General features: G+C 72.7%; 14 protein-coding genes. 9 read left to right on the forward strand and 5 right to left on the reverse strand.

Translation table 11 applies throughout. The annotated features are described in order from the left end of the window. Nucleotides 1-148 precede the first annotated feature (148 nt). Nucleotides 149-382, reverse strand: coding sequence for a hypothetical protein (locus ACFV1W_RS18815; RefSeq protein ID WP_270143583.1), 234 nt, complete (start codon nt 380-382; stop codon nt 149-151). A 538-nt stretch (nt 383-920) separates the two neighbouring features. Here ACFV1W_RS18815 and ACFV1W_RS18820 point away from each other — a divergent pair. The 6 genes from ACFV1W_RS18820 (at nt 921) to ACFV1W_RS18845 (ending at nt 8,074) form a co-directional block, all read left to right on the forward strand. Then, nucleotides 921-3,032, forward strand: a complete 2,112-nt coding sequence (locus tag ACFV1W_RS18820; RefSeq protein WP_380417901.1) for a type IIA DNA topoisomerase subunit B — start codon at nt 921-923, stop codon at nt 3,030-3,032. Nucleotides 3,033-3,188: 156 nt separating this feature from the next. Then, nucleotides 3,189-3,674, forward strand: coding sequence for a DUF1453 domain-containing protein (locus ACFV1W_RS18825; protein ID WP_380417903.1), 486 nt, complete (start codon nt 3,189-3,191; stop codon nt 3,672-3,674). 72 nt (nt 3,675-3,746) lie between these two features. Beyond that, nucleotides 3,747-4,904, forward strand: coding sequence for a sensor histidine kinase (locus ACFV1W_RS18830; protein ID WP_380417943.1), 1,158 nt, complete (start codon nt 3,747-3,749; stop codon nt 4,902-4,904). Further along, nucleotides 4,901-5,638: a response regulator gene (locus ACFV1W_RS18835; protein ID WP_380417905.1), complete on the forward strand. Its 738-nt coding sequence runs from the start codon at nt 4,901-4,903 to the stop codon at nt 5,636-5,638. The genes ACFV1W_RS18830 and ACFV1W_RS18835 overlap by 4 nt, the downstream gene beginning before the upstream one ends. Nucleotides 5,639-5,765: 127 nt before the next feature. After that, nucleotides 5,766-6,401, forward strand: a complete 636-nt coding sequence (locus ACFV1W_RS18840) for a DUF485 domain-containing protein (RefSeq protein ID WP_380417906.1) — start codon at nt 5,766-5,768, stop codon at nt 6,399-6,401. Between the two features lie 17 nt (nt 6,402-6,418). Continuing rightward, nucleotides 6,419-8,074, forward strand: coding sequence for a cation acetate symporter (locus ACFV1W_RS18845; protein ID WP_380417945.1), 1,656 nt, complete (start codon nt 6,419-6,421; stop codon nt 8,072-8,074). Nucleotides 8,075-8,147: 73 nt separating this feature from the next. Here the strand turns inward: ACFV1W_RS18845 and ACFV1W_RS18850 are convergent, their stop codons facing one another. Then, a complete protein-coding gene (locus tag ACFV1W_RS18850) occupies nt 8,148-8,837 on the reverse strand; it encodes a response regulator (RefSeq protein ID WP_380417908.1) in 690 nt (229 codons plus the stop codon). Further along, complete coding sequence (locus ACFV1W_RS18855) at nt 8,837-10,429, reverse strand: ATP-binding protein (RefSeq protein WP_380417910.1); 1,593 nt, start codon at nt 10,427-10,429, stop codon at nt 8,837-8,839. The genes ACFV1W_RS18850 and ACFV1W_RS18855 overlap by 1 nt, the downstream gene beginning before the upstream one ends. 299 nt (nt 10,430-10,728) lie before the next feature. Between ACFV1W_RS18855 and ACFV1W_RS18860 the strand changes: the two genes are divergently transcribed. The 3 genes from ACFV1W_RS18860 to ACFV1W_RS18870 all read left to right on the forward strand — a co-directional run bounded on the left by ACFV1W_RS18860 (nt 10,729) and on the right by ACFV1W_RS18870 (nt 13,596). Beyond that, a complete protein-coding gene (locus ACFV1W_RS18860) occupies nt 10,729-11,550 on the forward strand; it encodes an ABC transporter ATP-binding protein (RefSeq protein WP_380417912.1) in 822 nt (273 codons plus the stop codon). Beyond that, nucleotides 11,540-12,421: an ABC transporter permease gene (locus ACFV1W_RS18865; protein WP_380417914.1), complete on the forward strand. Its 882-nt coding sequence runs from the start codon at nt 11,540-11,542 to the stop codon at nt 12,419-12,421. Before ACFV1W_RS18860 ends, ACFV1W_RS18865 begins: the two co-directional genes overlap by 11 nt. Before the next feature lie 116 nt (nt 12,422-12,537). Further along, on the forward strand, nt 12,538-13,596 hold the full coding sequence (locus tag ACFV1W_RS18870; protein ID WP_380417916.1) for an ABC transporter substrate-binding protein: 1,059 nt from the start codon (nt 12,538-12,540) through the stop codon (nt 13,594-13,596). Between the two features lie 100 nt (nt 13,597-13,696). On the opposite strand, the gene ACFV1W_RS18875 is transcribed toward ACFV1W_RS18870, so the two are convergent. After that, complete coding sequence (locus ACFV1W_RS18875) at nt 13,697-14,599, reverse strand: sucrase ferredoxin (protein WP_380417918.1); 903 nt, start codon at nt 14,597-14,599, stop codon at nt 13,697-13,699. Nucleotides 14,600-14,748: 149 nt separating this feature from the next. Next, nucleotides 14,749-17,199, reverse strand: coding sequence for a DNA topoisomerase (ATP-hydrolyzing) subunit A (locus ACFV1W_RS18880; protein WP_380417920.1), 2,451 nt, complete (start codon nt 17,197-17,199; stop codon nt 14,749-14,751). Nucleotides 17,200-17,322: the final 123 nt, after the last annotated feature.

Below are 17,322 nucleotides of genomic sequence, written 5' to 3' on the forward strand. Positions count from 1 at the left end.
GGGGGGGGGGCCCTCCCGGGCCCCCCCGCCCGCCCCCCCCGCGCGGGGGGGGCCCCCCCCCGGGGGGGGGCCCCCCCCCCCGGCTCCCCGGTCGCGTGCAGTGCACGACCGGACACAGCTCGATGCCGGCTGGTTGGGGCGCCTGTGATCAGCGCTCGTCGTCGGCGGCCGTCGCGGTGGTGCTGGTGGTGAGACGGCCGCTCTCGTCCTGTATCTCCACGGCGATCTTCTTGAGCTCGGGCTCGAACTTCCGGCCGTGGTGGGCGCAGAAGAGCAGCTCTCCGCCGCTGGCGAGTACGACGCGCAGGTAGGCCTGGGCGCCGCAGCGGTCGCAGCGGTCAGCCGCGGTGAGCGGGCTCGCAGGGGTCAGAACAGTAGTCACGTCGCCTCTTCTCTAGCTCGACGAGCTGTCGTACCAGGGTCAACATCCAACCAGGCCGAAAACGTTCCCGCTCGTGGCTTTTCTTCTTTGAGGATTCTGCTGTGTTGATGAGGACGTGCCCCGGGGGCCGGTGGTTCATGCGTGCCGAATCCCGGGATCCGCCCGTGGCTCGAACGTCCGATCGGGACCGGGTTCTAGGTCCGCGTAGCATAATCCTCTGCCGGGTTGGAGCATAAGCCCCGTCCCGGGCCCCGGTAGCCTGCATAACGGCAGATCCGGAGCCTGCGCCGGACCCCACGATCCGCCAGGGCCGGTGGTACGGGGAGGAGATGGCGCCCCCGGGGCCCGCCCCCGGACGCTGTCCTTGTTCGCGCAGCGCGTACAAGCTGCGCCGGGCCGGCCCGCCGTGCTGTGCACCCGTCGCAGGGGCGCGAGCACAGCGAGCGACGACTGTCGGTGCGGCGTGCTGCACTGGCGGATGGTCCGGATGCGTCCGGATGTGACCGATGAGACAGAACTTCACCGAGGAGAGTGCCGCGTGAGTGCCGAAACGACCGTGCCGTCCGCGCTGCTGGCCGGCGACGACGGTTCCAACTACACCGCGCGGCACCTGCTCGTCCTGGAGGGCCTGGAGGCCGTCCGCAAGCGCCCCGGCATGTACATCGGTTCCACCGACAGCCGCGGTCTGATGCACTGCCTCTGGGAGATCATCGACAACTCGGTCGACGAGGCGCTGGGCGGCTACTGCGACCGCATCGAGGTCCTGCTGCACCCGGACTCCTCCGTGGAGGTCCGCGACAACGGCCGCGGCATCCCGGTCGACGTGGAGCCCAAGACCGGGCTGTCGGGCGTCGAGGTCGTGATGACCAAGCTGCACGCGGGCGGCAAGTTCGGCGGCGGCTCGTACGCGGCCTCCGGCGGTCTGCACGGCGTCGGCGCCTCGGTCGTCAACGCGCTCTCCGCGCGACTGGACGTCGAGGTCGACCGCAGCGGGCACACCCACGCGATCAGCTTCCGGCGCGGCACCCCCGGCATCTTCACCGAGGCCAGCCCGGACGCGCCCTTCGAGCCCGCCAACGGCCTCACCCGGACCCGCAAGGTGCCCAAGACCCGCACCGGCACCCGGATCCGCTACTGGGCCGACCGGCAGATCTTCCTCAAGGACGCCAAGCTCTCCCTGGAGAACCTGCACAACCGCGCCCGGCAGACCGCCTTCCTCGTCCCCGGCCTGACCATCGTCGTGCGTGACGAGCGGCTCACCGAGAGCGAGCAGATCGAGGAGTCGGTCTTCCACTACGACGGCGGCATCGCCGAGTTCTGCGAGTTCCTGGCCCCCGACAAGCCGGTCAGCGACGTGCTGCGGCTGCGCGGCGAGGGCACCTTCAAGGAGACCGTGCCGGTCCTGGACGAGCTCGGCCACATGACCCCGACCGAGGTCACCCGCCACCTCGGGGTGGACATCGCGCTGCGCTGGGGCACCGGCTACGACACCACCCTGCGCTCCTTCGTCAACATCATCGCCACCCCCAAGGGCGGCACCCACGTCACCGGCTTCGAGCGCTCACTGGCCAAGACCGTCAACGAGGTGCTGCGCTCCAGCAAGCTGCTGCGCGTCGCCGAGGACGACATCACCAAGGACGACGCCACCGAGGGCCTCACCGCCGTCGTCACCGTCCGGCTCGCCGAGCCGCAGTTCGAGGGCCAGACCAAGGAGGTGCTCGGCACCTCGGCGGCCAACCGGATCGTCGCGGCCGTCGTCGCCAAGGAGCTCAAGGCCTTCCTCACCTCGGCCAAGAAGGACCAGAAGCAGCAGGCCCGGGCGGTGCTGGAGAAGGTCGTCGCCGCGGCCCGCACCCGGGTCGCCGCCCGGCAGCACAAGGAGGCCCAGCGCCGCAAGACCGCGCTGGAGACCAGCTCGCTGCCGGCCAAGCTGGCCGACTGCCGCAGCGACGACGTGGACCGCAGCGAACTGTTCATCGTCGAGGGCGACTCCGCGCTCGGCACCGCCAAGCTCGCCCGCAACTCCGAGTTCCAGGCGCTGCTGCCGATCCGGGGCAAGATCCTCAACGTGCAGAAGGCCTCGGTGAGCGACATGCTCAAGAACGCCGAGTGCGCCGCGATCATCCAGGTGATAGGGGCCGGCTCGGGCCGCACCTTCGACATCGACCAGGCCCGCTACGGCCGGGTGATCTTCATGGCCGACGCCGATGTCGACGGCTCGCACATCCGCACCCTGCTGCTGACTCTCTTCCACCGCTACATGCGGCCGATGGTCGAGCAGGGCCGGGTCTTCGCCGCCGTCCCGCCGCTGCACCGGATCGAGCTCACCAACCCCAAGCGCGGCCAGGAGAAGTACCACTACACCTACTCCGACGCCGAGCTGCGCTCCACCCTGCTGGAGTTCCAGCGCAAGGGGCAGCGCTGGAAGGAGCCGGTGCAGCGGTACAAGGGCCTGGGCGAGATGGACGCCGACCAGCTGGCCGAGACCACCATGGACCCGCGCCACCGCACCCTGCGCCGGATCAACCTGGGTGACCTGGAGCAGGCCGAGAGGATCTTCGACCTGCTGATGGGCAACGACGTCGCCCCGCGCAAGGAGTTCATCGTGGACTCGGCGGCCACTCTGGACCGCTCCCGCATCGACGCCTGACGCGCCCGGCCGGCCAGGGCCCTCCACCCATGGGTGGAGGGCCCTCGCGCAGCCGGTTCCACCCGGGCTCCACCCCGGCGCCGATCAGCGGGGAGCGGCGGATCCGTAGCGTCGGAGAGGTCAGCGAAAGCCTCTCCCCGGGACGGAGAACCTCCCATGTCTGCCGTAGCAAACCTCCTCGTGATCGCCGCGGTGGTGGTCCTGGTGGTCCAGCGCCAGATGCGCGTCCAGCGTCTGGACACCGAGCGCCGCTTCTGGCTGCTCCCGCTGGTCCTGGGCGTGCTGGCGCTGCGCGATCCGCAGATCATCGACCACCAGCACACCGTGCTGTCGGCCGCCCTGCTCGCCGCCGGGCTGGTCGCCGTGCTCGCCATGGGAACGGTCTGGGGCTGGACCGTCCGGATCTGGCGGGCCGACGACGGCAACGTCCTGGTCAAGGGCACCAAGGCCACGCTGGCCGCCTGGGGCGGGATGCTCGCCATCCGGATCGGCCTGTACGCGATCGGTTCGGCCCTGGGCGTCCACCAGGCGGGCAGCTCGCTGATGCTCGGCCTGGCGGTCCTGCTGCTGGTCCGCTCGCTCGTGGTCAACTGGAGGGCCCGGACGCTGGATCCCGCGCAGGCGACCGCCGTACTGCACTGATCCGCCGCAGTGAGCACCGAGGAGGCACCCGTGGCCGGGTGGTACTGGACCCGCTGGCCGTCCCGGGAGGGGATGGAACGCGACGCCGAGAGCGGGCCGCGGCGGGTCCTCACCGTGCTCGGCCGGATCGTCGTGCTGTCCGTCGTCGGCTGGGGGACGTTCGCCGACGGCAGGTACACCGGCTGGGCGATGGCGGCCGTGGCGGCCGGGCTGGCCGCGGTCGCCGTCCTCTGCGTGGGGTTCCTCCGGGCCAGCCGGGATCAGCGCCCGACCGCCTCCTACCTGTTGGCCGCCGTCCTGGTCGGGGCCGCCTGGCCGGCCAACTGGGGGCGGGCCTACACGCTCGCCGACCTGGTCTGGGTGGGACTGGCCGTGGTCGCGCTGGTCCGGCTGCCACCCGCGCCCGCGCTGCTCGTCGGCACGGCCGCGCTGGGCTCGTACACCGCGGCCAGCTGGGCGAGTTGGCTCAGCATCGTCGCCACCATCGGCGGGGTCGCCCTGCTCGGCTTCCTGCTGCGGCTGGACATCGAGGCGCGCGGCACCGCCCGGCGGCTGCTGGTCCAGGAGCGCGCCGCCCGGGCCGCCGAGGCGGAGAGCGCGGCGCTCGCCGAACGGGCCAGGATCGCCCGGGAGATCCATGACGTGCTCGCCCACAGCCTCTCCGCGCAGCTGGTCCACCTGGAGGCGGCCCGGCTGATGCTGGACGCCGGGACCGACCGCGAGCAGATCCGCGAACGGGTCGTCGCCGCACGGCGGATGGCGCAGGACGGGCTGGCCGAGACCCGGCAGGCGCTGTCCGCACTGCGCGGGGAGTTCACGCAGGTCGGGGAGTTCCTGGTGGAGCTGACCGAGCGGGAGCGGGCCCCGTTCACCGTCACCGGCACGCCCCGGCCGCTGGCCGCCGAGGTCGGCCTGGCGGTGCGGCGCACGGCGCAGGAGGCGGTGACCAACGTGCGCAAGCACGCGCCGCGCGCCCGGTGCTCGGTCCAACTGCGCTACCTGGACGACGCGGTGGAGCTGGAGGTGCGCAACGCCCGCGCGCCGCGCGGCCAGTCGGCGGGCGAGCCCGGCGGGCCGTCCTCGGGCGGGGCGCCCTCCCGTGAGCTGGCCGGCAGCGGCAGCGGGTACGGTCTGCTGGGGATGCGCGAACGCGCTGAACTGCTCGGCGGCACTCTGCTGGCGGGCCCGGAGGACGGAGGGTGGCGGGTGTTGCTGCGGGTGCCGGCATGACGGCCGCGGTCACCAGGGTGCTGGTGGCGGACGACCAGACGGTGGTGCGCGAGGGCATCGTGATGCTGCTGGGGCTGCTGCCCGGCATCGAGGTGGTCGGCGCGGCGGCGGACGGGGAGGAGGCCGTCGCCCTGGTGGAGCGCCACCACCCCGACGTGGTGCTGATGGACCTGCGGATGCCGCGCGTCGACGGCGTCGAGGCGACCCGGCGGATCCGGGCCGCGCACCCGGGGACCGAGGTCGTGGTGCTCACCACCTACGCCGACGACGAGTCGCTGTTTCCGGCGCTGCAGGCCGGGGCGCGCGGATACCTCACCAAGGACGCCGGCGGCGAGGAGATCGCCAAGGCCATCGCGGACGTCCGCTCGGGTGCGGCCGGGCTCTCGCCACAGGTTCAACTCCGGCTGCTGGAACGGCTTTCGGAGGCTGCGCCGAAGTCCGCGTCGCCGGGCGGACCGGGCGTGCCGCGCGGGCCGGCCGGTCCCGGTGCACCGGCGGCGCCGGGCGCCGCCCGGGCCGGGGAGCTGCCGGACGGGTTGACCGTTCGGGAGGCGGAGGTGCTCGCGCTGATCGCCGAGGGGCTCTCCAACGCCGAGATCGCGCAGCGGCTGTTCGTCAGCCAGGCCACCGTGAAGACGCACATCAACAACCTGTTCGCCAAGACCGCGGTGCGCGACCGCGCGCAGGCGGTCGCGTACGCCTTCCGGCACGGAATCACCGGTACGCAGCAGTAGTCGGATGAGCGTCCGTCAGATGATCTACCACCTCATTGAGTGAAGGTATCTGCGATGGTCAGGGGCGGTGTCCGGCGGCCTCCATGATGGTTCGGGTCAGAACGCCCGGCCCGGCCCAGGAGCAGCAGTGCCACAGCAGCAGACCAGCAGTCCCGGCCAGGGGCAGCGATTCGACTGGTGGGCCGCTCAGGCCGCCGCCACCGCTTCCGAGCAGGCTGCCGCGCCCCGCCGAACGGCCGTACCGGCCCAGTCGGCGCCCGCCTGTCCGGCCGCCCCCCAGTCGGCCGCCGCCACCGAGTCGGTGGCCGTCCCGCCCGTCCCGCCCGTCCCGCCGACGGCGCCCGCAGCGCCGCCGTTCGCCCCGTCCGCCGCACCAGCGCTACCGCCGGTTCCGGCGGCCGCCCCGAGCGCGGTGGCCCAGGAGCCGCAGGCGCCGGTGAGCACCACCGACAGCACCGAGGTCTACCGGAGCGTCCAGGCCAGCGCGGCTTTCCAGGACATCCGGCGCAGCTACCGCACGTTCGTCTTCCCGACCTGCGTCGCCTTCCTCGGCTGGTACCTGCTGTACGTCGGTGCCGAGGCCGTCGCGCCCGGCGCGATGCGCAGCCCGGTGGCCGGCCCGCTCAACGTGGCCTGGCTGCTCGGCCTGCTGCAGTTCGCCTCCACCTTCCTGCTCACCTGGCTCTACGCCCGCAACGCCCGGACCAAGCGCGACCGCGCCGCCCTGGGCCTGCGCTGGGACACCCAGGACCAGCTGCGATGACGGCCACCACCGGCGTGATGACCACCGCCACTCCGCCCCCCGTCGCCCCCACCGACCAGCACCACGGCCTGGCGGTCGTGCTGTTCGCCGTCATCGTCCTGGTCACCCTCGGCATCACCCTCTGGGTGGGCCGACAGGGCAACGCCGCCGAGGACTTCTACGCCGGCGGGCGCGACTTCACCCCGCTGCAGAACGGCTTCGCCCTCTCCGGCGACTACCTCTCCGCGGCTTCCTTCCTCGGAGTCGCCGGGCTGATCGCCCTGTACGGCTACGACGGGGTGCTCTACAGCATCGGCTTCCTGGTCGCCTGGCTGGTCGTGCTGATGCTGGTCGCCGAACTCGTCCGCAACGCCGGCCGGTACACCCTCGCCGACGTCCTCGCGCTGCGGCTGCGCCGCCGCCGGGTACGGGCGGCGGCCGGCGGCGCCAGCGTCGTGGTCACCCTGCTCTACCTGGTCGCCCAGATGGTCGGCGCCGGCTCGCTGGTCGCCCTGCTGCTCGGCACCAACAGCGCCCAGGCCAGGACGTGGACCATCATCGCGGTCGGCGCCCTGATGATCGTCTACGTCACGATCGGCGGCATGCGGGCCACCACCTGGATCCAGATCGTCAAGGCCTTCCTGCTGATCGCCGGCTCGGTGCTGCTCACCGTGCTGCTGGTGGTGCGCTTCCACGGCGACCTCTTCGCGCTGATGCGCCAGGCCGCCCAGCACAGCGGCTCCGGGCACCGCTACCTCGAACCCGGGCTCAAGTACGGTGCCACCCTCACCAGCCGGCTGGACTTCTTCAGCCTCGGCCTGGCCCTGGTGCTCGGCACCGCGGGACTGCCGCACATCCTGTCCCGCTTCTACACCGTGCCCACCGCCCGGGCCGCCCGCCGCTCCACGATGTGGGCGATCGGCCTGGTCGGCGGCTTCTACCTGATGGCCATCGCGCTCGGCCTGGGAGCCACCGCGCTGATCGGCTCGGCCGAGGTGCGGCAAGCCAACTCGGCCGGGAACACCGCCGTACCGCTGCTCGCCCTGGTGCTCGGCGGCGGAAACGGCAGCACCGGCGGGGTGGTGCTGTTCGCGCTGATCTCGGCGATCGCCTTCGCCACCATCCTCGCCGTGGTCGCCGGGCTGACCCTGGCCTCCTCCGCCGCCTTCGCCCACGACATCTGGGCGGGCGCCTGGCGCGGCGGTCCGCGCCGCCGCCGCGGGGGAGGGGTGGCCGAGAAGCCCAGCGAGCAGCAGGAGGTGGTGGTCGCCCGCTTCGCGGCTGCCGGGATCGGCGCGGCGGCGATCGTGATCAGCCTCTACGCCCAGCAGCTGAACGTCGCCTTCCTGGTCGGCCTGGCCTTCGCCGTGGCCGCCTCCGCGAACCTCCCGGTGCTGCTCTACAGCCTGTTCTGGTCGCGGTTCACCGTCCGGGGCGCGGTCTGGTCGGTGTACGGCGGGCTCGTCCCGGCGATCGTGCTGGTGTTCTTCTCGCCGGTGGTCTCCGGGACCAAGACGGCGCTGTTCCCCGGCGTCGACTTCCACTGGTTCCCGCTGGAGAACCCCGGCATCGTCTCCATCCCGCTCGGCTTCCTGGCCGGGTGGATCGGGACGCTCACCTCCCCCGAGCCCGCCGACGCGGACCGCTTCGCCGAGCTGGAGGTGCGCGCCCTCACCGGTGCGGGCGCGGCCTAGTGCCGCGCCCCGGGAACCCCGGCGGGCTTGGGGCCGCCGGGGTTCCCGCACGTGCGGGGCGGTCGGGAACGTCCTACGCGCTCCTCGCGGCCAGCCCGTAGCGGTGCTCGGGGCGGCCGGTGTCGCCGTAGCGCAGGGTCAGCCGCAGCCGGCTGTCCCGTTCCAGCTGCTTGAGGTAGCGCTGGGCCGTCGAGCGGCTCAGCCCGGTGGCGTCGGCGACCTCCTGGGCGGACAGCGGCCGGCCCGCCCGTCGCAGCACGCCCAGCACCAGGTCGGTGGTGGGCGCCGAGTGGCCCTTCGGCAGTGCCCCGGTGGGCACGCAGGCGCTGCGCAGGGTCGCGAACAGCCGGTCCACCTCGTCCTGGCCGGCCTCCCGGGCGGGGGCGGCGAGCGCGTGCCGCAGCTGGGCGTAGGAGACCAGCTTGTCCCGCAGCCCGGCGAAGGTGAACGGCTTCACCAGGTACTGCAGCGCGCCGTGCTGCATCGCGGCGTGCACCGTGGAGACGTCCCGGGCCGCGGTCACCATCATCACGTCGCAGGCCACCTGTCGTTCCCGCAGCCGGCGCACCAGGGCCAGGCCGGTCTCGTCCGGCAGGTGGTGGTCGAGCAGCAGCAGGTCGACCGGGCGGCGCTCCAGCGCGGCCAGGGCCTCCCCGGCCGAGTGGGCGGTGCCGGTGACCCGGAAGCCGGGCACCTTGGCCACGTACGCGGCGTGCACGTCCGCGACCCGGAAGTCGTCGTCCACCACGAGTACGTCGATCATCACGCCTCCACGAGCTGAGCGGTGAGCAGGGCCTCGGGCAGCTCCACGGTGAACCGGGCACCGCCCAGCGGGCCGGTGTCGAGCACGATCCGGCCGCCGGCCCGTTCGACCAGCCGACGCACCATCGCCAGGCCCAGCCCGCGCGGACGGTGCGCGGGCGCGTCCTTGCTGGTCCACCCCTCCTCGAAGACCTGCTCGCGCAGCTCCTCCGGCACGCCCGGGCCGCTGTCCGCGACCTGCAGCAGCAGGGTGGAACCGGCCGCCGCCAGCGTCACCTCCAGCCGCCCGCCCCCGCCCAGCACGAGCGCGTCCACCGCGTTGTCGATCAGGTTGCCGAGCACCGTCACCAGCGCCCGGGCGTCCACCACCGCGTCCGGCAGGTGCGCCGCGGGGGCCAGCACCAGCCGCACCCCGCGCTCGCCGGCCACCGCGGTCTTGCCCGCCAGCAGCGCCGCCACGTGCGGGTCCTGCACCTGCTCGGCGATCCGGGCAGCGACCACGGCGTGCGAGCCGGACTGCTCCGAGATGAAGGCCACCGCCTGCTCGTGGCGGCCGAGTTCGAGCAGGCCGAGGAGGGTGTGCATCCGGTTGGCGTGCTCGTGGTCCTGGGCGCGCAGCGCCTCGGTCAGGCTGCGGGTGGTGTCCAGTTCGCGGACCAGCGACTCCAGTTCGGTGCGGTCGCGCAGCGTCACCACCGCGCCCTCGGTGGTGGCCATCCGGTTCACCACCAGCACCCGGTCGTCCCGTACGGCGGGCAGGTCGGCGCCGGTGATCCGCCCGGTCAGTACGTCGGCCAGGCGGCCCGGCGGGAGCACCTCGGCGATCGGGCGGCCGGTGCAGTCCTCGGGCAGGCCGAGCAGCCGGACGGCCTCGTCGTTGGCCAGCCGGATCCGGCCGCGCTCGTCCAGCGCCACCATGCCCTCGCGGATGCCGTGCAGCATCGCCTCGCGCTCGACCAGCAGCGCGGAGATGTCGGCGAGCGCGATGTTGTGGGTGCGGCGCTTGAGCCGGCGGGCCAGGACGAGGGTGGCGACCGTTCCGGCGGCCAGGCCCGCGCCGGCGCACAGCAGGATGCCGGTGAGCATCTTCAGCAGGCGGCGGCGGATCGAGTCGTCGCTGATGCCGACCGACACCTCGCCGACGATCCGGCCGTCCGCCATCCGCAGCGGCACCTTGCCGCGGGCGGTGCGGCCCAGGGTGCCCTCCTGGATCGCGGTGACGCTGCGGCCGCCCAGCGCGGGCTCGGGGTCGGTGCTGACCCGGTGGCCGATCCGGCCCGGGTCGGTGTGCGAGAGGCGGATGCCCTCCAGGTCGGTGACCACGACGAAGCTGGCGCCGGTGGCCAGCCGGATCTGTTCGGCGTTGCGCTGGGCGGTGACGACGTCGCGGGTGTCGGCGGCCCGGGCGATCGTCTCGTCGGTGGCGGTGGCCTGGGCGATGGACAGCGCCCGCTGCATCGCGTCGTGGTCCAGCTCGCTGCTGACCGGGGCCAGGAACAGCCCGGCGGTGACGGCGGTGACACCGAAGGTGACGACGGTCTGGCTCAGCAGGAGCTGGGCGAAGACCCGGCGGGGCCAGTGGGGGAGCTTCATCCGGGCCTCCTCTCGGGGCGGTGCGGGCGGGGGTACCGGAGCCGGGACACCCTATGTTTCCGACGTGTTTCTGTCAGCCCGCGCCCCCGCAGTTGTAGCGGAAGCAAAACGAGCAGAACACCCCTCAACGCGGAGAAGTCGCACTACGCGGAGAAGGCTCCCGCCGGGGCCGGGCCCGCTCCTACCTTTCCGGGGCAAGCACTGACCCGGGAGGAAAGAATGCGTGAGCGAGCGCAGCGAGTGAACCGTCGAGAGGCGCCACCGGTGCGAAGCACCCGCCGAGCGAAGCGAGGTGGGGAATGAGCACCCCGGCGATCGAGCTGACCGGCGCGACGAAACGCTTCCGCACCCCCTCCGGGGCGCTGCACACCGCCGTCCGCGATCTCGATCTGACCGTCGCCCAGGGCGAGTTCGTCGCCGTCGTGGGCCCCACCGGCTGCGGCAAGTCCACCACGCTGACCCTGGTCAGCGGCCTGGAGGAGCCCACCGAGGGCGAGGTCCGGGTGTACGGCGAGCCCGTGCGCGGCATCGACTCCCAGGTCGGGTTCGTCTTCCAGCAGGACGCCGTCTTCCCCTGGCGCACCGTGCTGTCCAACGTCATGGCCGGGCCGCGCTTCCGCGGCGTGCCCGCCGCCGAGGCCAGGGAGCGGGCCCGGGACTGGCTGGGCCGGGTCGGCCTGGCCGCCTTCGAGGACCGCTACCCGCACCAGCTGTCCGGCGGCATGCGCAAGCGCGTCGCGCTCGCCCAGACCTTCGTCAACGACCCGGCCATCCTGCTGATGGACGAGCCGTTCTCGGCGCTGGACGTGCAGACCCGCGCCCTGATGTCCGACCAGCTGCTGGAGCTGTGGGCCGGCACGAGTTCTCCCAGGAACGCAGCCTCGGTCGTCTTCGTCACCCACGACCTGGACGAGGCCATCGCGCTCGCCGACCGGGTCGTCGTGATGACGGCCGGGCCCGCCACCGTCAAGGAGGTCTTCACCGTCGATCTGCCGCGCCCGCGCACCGTGGAGGCCGTCCGGCTGGAACCGAGGTTCGTCGAGCTGTACCGCGAGATCTGGGCCTCGCTCGGCGAAGAGGTGCGCATCACCCGGGAGAGAGGAGCGGGTCGTGCCGCTTGAGACCGCGTCCGAGACCGCCGCGACCGCAGCCGGGAAGCCCCCGGCCGCGGGAACGCGGACCGAGGCCCGCGAACGGGCCGCCCGCAACCGGAAGCTGGCCGTCTACACGGCCCGGGCCGGGGTGCTGGTCGCCTTCCTCGGACTGTGGGAGGTGTGCGCCCGCACCGAGGTCATCGACCCGTTCAACTTCTCGCAGCCGTCGAAGATCTGGGACCAGATCTGGCAGTGGACCGCCCACGGCACCGCCCAGGGCTCGCTCGGCGAGCAGATCGGCTACACCCTGTACGAGGCCCTCAGCGGCTGGGTGATCGGCGTGGTCTGCGGTGTGCTGCTGGGCATCGCGCTCGGCCGGATCCGCTTCCTGGCCGACGTGTTCGGGCCGTACGTCAAGGTGCTCAACGCCATCCCGCGCATCGTGCTCGCCCCGATCTTCCTGATCTGGTTCGGCCTCGGCCCGGCCTCCAAGGTCGCCTCCGCGGTGGTGCTGGTGTTCTTCCCGGTGTTCTTCAACGCCTTCCAGGGCGCCCGCGAGGTGGACCGCAACCTGGTCGCCAACGCCCGCATCCTGGGCGCCGACAACCGCAGGGTCACCCTCCAGGTGATCATCCCCGCCGCCACCACCTGGATCTTCACCAGCCTGCACGTCAGCTTCGGCTTCGCGCTGATCGGCGCGATCGTCGGCGAGTACATCGGTGCCACCAAGGGTCTGGGCCTGCTGGTCGCCGCCGCCCAGGGCACCTTCAACGCGGCCGGGGTGTACGCCGCCATGACCATCCTCGCGGTCGTCGCGCTGGTCACCGAAGGGCTGCTGACCTTCGCCGAGAAGAAGCTGTTCCGCTGGAAGCCCGCCGACGCCGGCGACGGCCGCTGATCGCCCCCCGCCTGCCAGGCCGCTGAACTCCCCCGGTCGGCAAGGCCGCTGAACTCCTGCGGCCTGCCGGGCCGCTGAGCTCCCCCGTCCGTAAGAAGTAGAGAGGCTCTCCCGTGATGCGCAGATCAGCCGTCGCCGCCCTCGCCGCCGTCCTGCTCCTCCCGCTCTCCGCCTGTGCCAACGACGCCGCCGGCTCCGCCCACGGCGCCGCCGCCCCGGCCGGCAGGCAGGTCGACGGGCCCAAGGTCAAGATCATGGTCGGCGGCCTGGACAAGGTCATCTACCTGCCCGCGATGCTCACCCAGCGGCTCGGCTACTTCGCCGACGCCGGCGTCAACGTCGAGCTACTGACCGAGCCGGCCGGCGTCAACGCCACCACGGCACTCCTGGCCGGCGACGTCCAGGGCGCCGTCGGCTTCTACGACCACACCATCGACCTGCAGGCCAAGGGCAAGCACGTCGAGTCCGTGGTGCAGTTCGCCCAGGCCCCCGGCGAGGTCGAACTGGTCTCCGCCAAGCAGGCCGACGCCATCAAGTCCGGCGCCGACTTCAAGGGCAGGAAACTCGGCGTCACCAGCATCGGCTCCTCCACCGACTTCCTCACCAAGTACCTCGCGGTCAAGAACGGAGCCTCCGTCAGCGACTTCAGCCCGATCGCCGTCGGCGCCGGCCAGACCTTCGTCGCCGCCCTCCAGCAGGGCAGCATCGACGCCGGGATGACCACGGACCCGACCGTCGCCAACGTCCTCGACAAGGGCCTCGGCAAGATCCTCTACGACATGCGCACCCCCGAGGGTTCGCGCCAGGCGCTCGGCGGGCTCTACCCGTCGTCCTCGCTGTACATGAGCACCGAATGGGTGGAGAAGAACAAGGACACCACGCAGAAGCTCGCCAACGCCTTCGTGAAGACCCTCAAGTGGATGTCCACCCACACCCCCGAGGAGATCGCCGCGCAGATGCCCGCCGACTACGCCCAGGGCGGGGCCGCGCAGTACGCCGCGGCGATCAAGTCCACCCTGCCGATGTTCACCACCGACGGGGTGATGCCCGCCGACGGGCCGAAGACCGTGCTCGCGGTGCTCGCCGCCTTCCACCCGGACGTCCAGGGCAGGGAGGGGACGATCGACCTGTCCCGGACGTACACCACGGAGTTCGTCGGCAAGGCCACCGGCTGATCCGGCCTGACCCGGCCTGATCCGGCTGGTCGGACCGGTCGGACCGGTCGGACCGGTCCGCCGTCGCGGTCCCGCGCCCACCCCCACGGGCGCGGGGCCGCTACACGCCCCGGACCGACAGCACGTCCATCCGCGACGGCGTCCCCGCCGCCTTGCCGCAGCTCTCCGGCCGCGGCGGCTCGCTCACCGTCTCGATCACGTCCACCTCCCAGGCCCGGCCGTCCCGGTGCATCACCCCCACCAGCCAGCGGCCCTCCCCGTCCGGCCGCTGCGCCACGGTCAGCGCGTCCACCCGGGTCTCGCCGGTCGCCAGCCGCACCGCGTGCTCGGCCGCCTGCCCCGGGCGCTCCCAGCCCGAGCAGCCCCGCGACCACTCCGGCACCATGTGCCCGGCCGCCGTGGCCGCCAGCACCTCCTTGGCGCTCTCCGGCGTCAGCCGCCCGTACGCGTAGCCGTACGGCAGCACCAGCATCGTGGGTGCGAAGCGGTGCCCGCCCAGGTGGGTCACCTCCCACACCTCGCTGTGCCCGGCCGCCGCCAGCTCCGCGGCGAGCGGCCGGCCCAGCAGCGCGCAGCAGCGGTCCCGGCGGCCGTTGGTGCACACCAGCGCCAGCGGGCCGCCGACGTGCTCCGCCCCGAAGCCCGTGTGGTCGCCGACGCCCAGCGCCGCGAAGTCCAGCTCCAGCAGTTCCGCCGGGTCCGCCACCTGTGCGCGGCGCACCCAGCCACGGCCCGGCACCGTATGCGCGACGACCACCCCGTGCCGGGCCGTCGGCAGGCAGTCCGCGTGCCGGCCCGGCCGCCGGATCAGCGCCACCCGCACGCCCGTACCGGCCGCGGCGGCCTCCAGCGCCCGCCCGGTCGCCCGGTCGAGGTGGCTCTCGCCCAGGGCCTTCGCGCCCCACGGGCCGTTCTGCTCCACCAGCAGCCAGGTGGTCGCCACCGCGGCGGTCGCGGCCAGCGGCTCCGCAAGTTCACGCGAAAGGGTCGTACAGGTGCTCATCTAGGCAAGGCTACCCTCAGCGATTCGGCCCGGCCTCGGGGCCCGTGAGAGGCCCGGGCACGCCGGGAACCGGAGCCTCCGGGCACGCCGGAGGGCGGGGCGCCCGCGAACACCCCGCCCTCCTGGCGCCCGGCCCTCCTGGACCTCGGTCACGCCGGGCCGGCGACCACCGCGATCGGAGTCGTCACCGGAGTGCCCGAGCCGTCCCGGCGCGGATCGCGCTCGGGCAGGTCGACCGGAGCGCCCTTGGCGGTGGCGGCCCGGGCCGGGGCGGTACCGACCCAGGCGAACGCCAGGCCGTCCTCACCGCGCAGGAAGCGCTGGCAGCGCACGCCACCGGTCGCCCGGCCCTTGCGCGGGTACTGCTCGAACGGGGTGACCTTCCAGGACGTCTGCTCGACACCCGACAGCGTGCCCGAAGCCGCCGCCACCGAGACCACCACCGCGTCCGCGGCCGGATCCACCGCCGTGAACGACAGCACCCGGGCGCCGTCCGCCAGCTTGATGCCCGCCATGCCACCCGCCGGACGGCCCTGCGGACGGACCTGGCCCGCCGGGTAGCGCAGCAGCTGGGCGTCCGAGGTGACGAAGACCAAGTCCTCCTCGCCGGTGCGCAGTTCGACCGCGCCCACCAGCTCGTCGCCGTCCTTGAGTGCGATCACCTCGAACTCGTCCTTGTTCGCCGGCCACTCCGGCACCACCCGCTTCACCACACCCTGCACGGTGCCCAGCGCCAGCCCCGGCGAGGACTCGTCCAGCGTGGTCAGCGCCAGCACCCGCTCCCCGGCCTCCAGCCGCAGGAACTCGTCCACCGCGGCGCCGCCCGCCAGCGTCGGCGAAGGCGTCGGCGGCAGCGCCGGCAGGTCGATCACCGGCAGCCGCAGCACCCGGCCCGCCGACGTCACCACACCCACGTCGGCCCGCGCCGTCGCCGGCACCGCCGACACGATCACGTCGTGCTTCGCCCGCTTCTCCGACAGCTCGAACGGCTCACCGTCCGCCGTACGCGCCAGCAGCCCCGTCGAGGACAGCAGCACCCGGCACGGGTCGTCCGCCACCTCCAGCGGCACCGACAGCGCCGCCGACGGAGCCGCCCCGGCCTCCAGCAGCACCGTCCGCCGCTCCGTCCCGAACTGCTTCGACACGGCACCCAGTTCGGACGACACCACGCTGCGCAGCTTGCTGTCCGACTCCAGGATCTCGGTCAGCTCCGCGATCTCCGAGGTCAGCTTCGCCTTCTCCTGCTCCAGCTCCACCCGGTCGAACCTGGTCAGCCGGCGCAGCGGGGTGTCCAGGATGTACCCGGTCTGCGTCTCCGACAGCGAGAAGCGCTCCATCAGGCGCTCCTTCGCCTGCTGGGCGTTGTCACTCGACCGGATGATCGCGATGACCTCGTCGATGTCGACCAGGGCCACCAGCAGACCCTCGACCAGGTGCAGCCGCTCCTCGCGCTTGCGACGGCGGAAGTCGCTGCGCCGGCGCACCACGGTGAACCGGTGGTCGACGTAGACCTCCAGCAGCTCCTTCAGACCCAGCGTCAGCGGCTGCCCGTCCACCAGCGCCACGTTGTTGATGCCGAAGGTCTCCTCCATCGGCGTCAGCTTGTAGAGCTGCTCCAGCAGCGCCTCCGGCACGAAGCCGTTCTTCACCTCGATCACCAGCCGCAGCCCGTGCTCGCGGTCGGTCAGGTCCTTGACGTCCGCGATGCCCTGCAGCTTCTTCGCGTTGACCAGGTCCTTGATCTTCGAGATGACCTTCTCCGGGCCGACGTTGTACGGCAGCTCGGTCACCACGATGCCCTTGCGGCGCGCCGTCACCGACTCCACCGTCGCCGTCGCCCGGATCTTGAACGTGCCGCGGCCCGACTCGTACGCGTCCCGGATCCCCGACAGGCCCACGATCCGGCCGCCCGTCGGCAGGTCCGGACCGGGCACGAACCGCATCAGCGTGTCCAGGTCAGCGCTCGGGTGCTTGATCAGGTGCCGGGCCGCCGCCACCACCTCGGACAGGTTGTGCGGCGGCATGTTCGTCGCCATGCCCACCGCGATGCCCGTCGCGCCGTTCACCAGCAGATTAGGGAAAGCAGCCGGCAGCGCCAGGGGCTCCTGCTCGCTGCCGTCGTAGTTCGGCCCGAAGTCGACGGTGTCCTCGTGGATCGACTCCACCATCGCCATCGAGGCCGCCGTCAGCCGCGACTCCGTGTAGCGCATCGCCGCCGGCGGGTCGTCGTTGCCCAGCGAACCGAAGTTGCCGTGCCCGTCGATCAGCGGCAGCCGCATCGAGAACGGCTGCGCCATGCGCACCACCGAGTCGTAGATCGACGCGTCACCGTGCGGGTGCAGCCGACCCATCACCTCGCCCACCACACGGGCGCACTTCACGTGCGCGCGGTCCGGGCGCAGGCCCATCTCGTTGGCCTGGTACAGGATCCGGCGGTGCACCGGCTTCAGACCGTCCCGCGCGTCCGGCAGCGCACGCGAGTAGATCACCGAGTAGGCGTACTCCAGGAAGGAGCCCTGCATCTCGTCCACGACGTCGACATCGAGGATCCGCTCCTCGAAGTCTCCGGGCGGCGGGGTCTGCGAACTGCGGCGGGCCATCGCGGCGGGGCTCCCTTACGTGTCGCTGGCTGTGTCGTCGGTCGGTCGTCGGCCGTCGGTCGAATCGTCGGACGGACGTCGCCGTCCTGCTGCGCCGTCCTGCCGCCGCGACCCGTCAACCGG

The sequence above is a fragment of the Kitasatospora sp. NPDC059648 genome (assembly GCF_042734825.1).
GTDB lineage: Bacteria > Actinomycetota > Actinomycetes > Streptomycetales > Streptomycetaceae > Kitasatospora.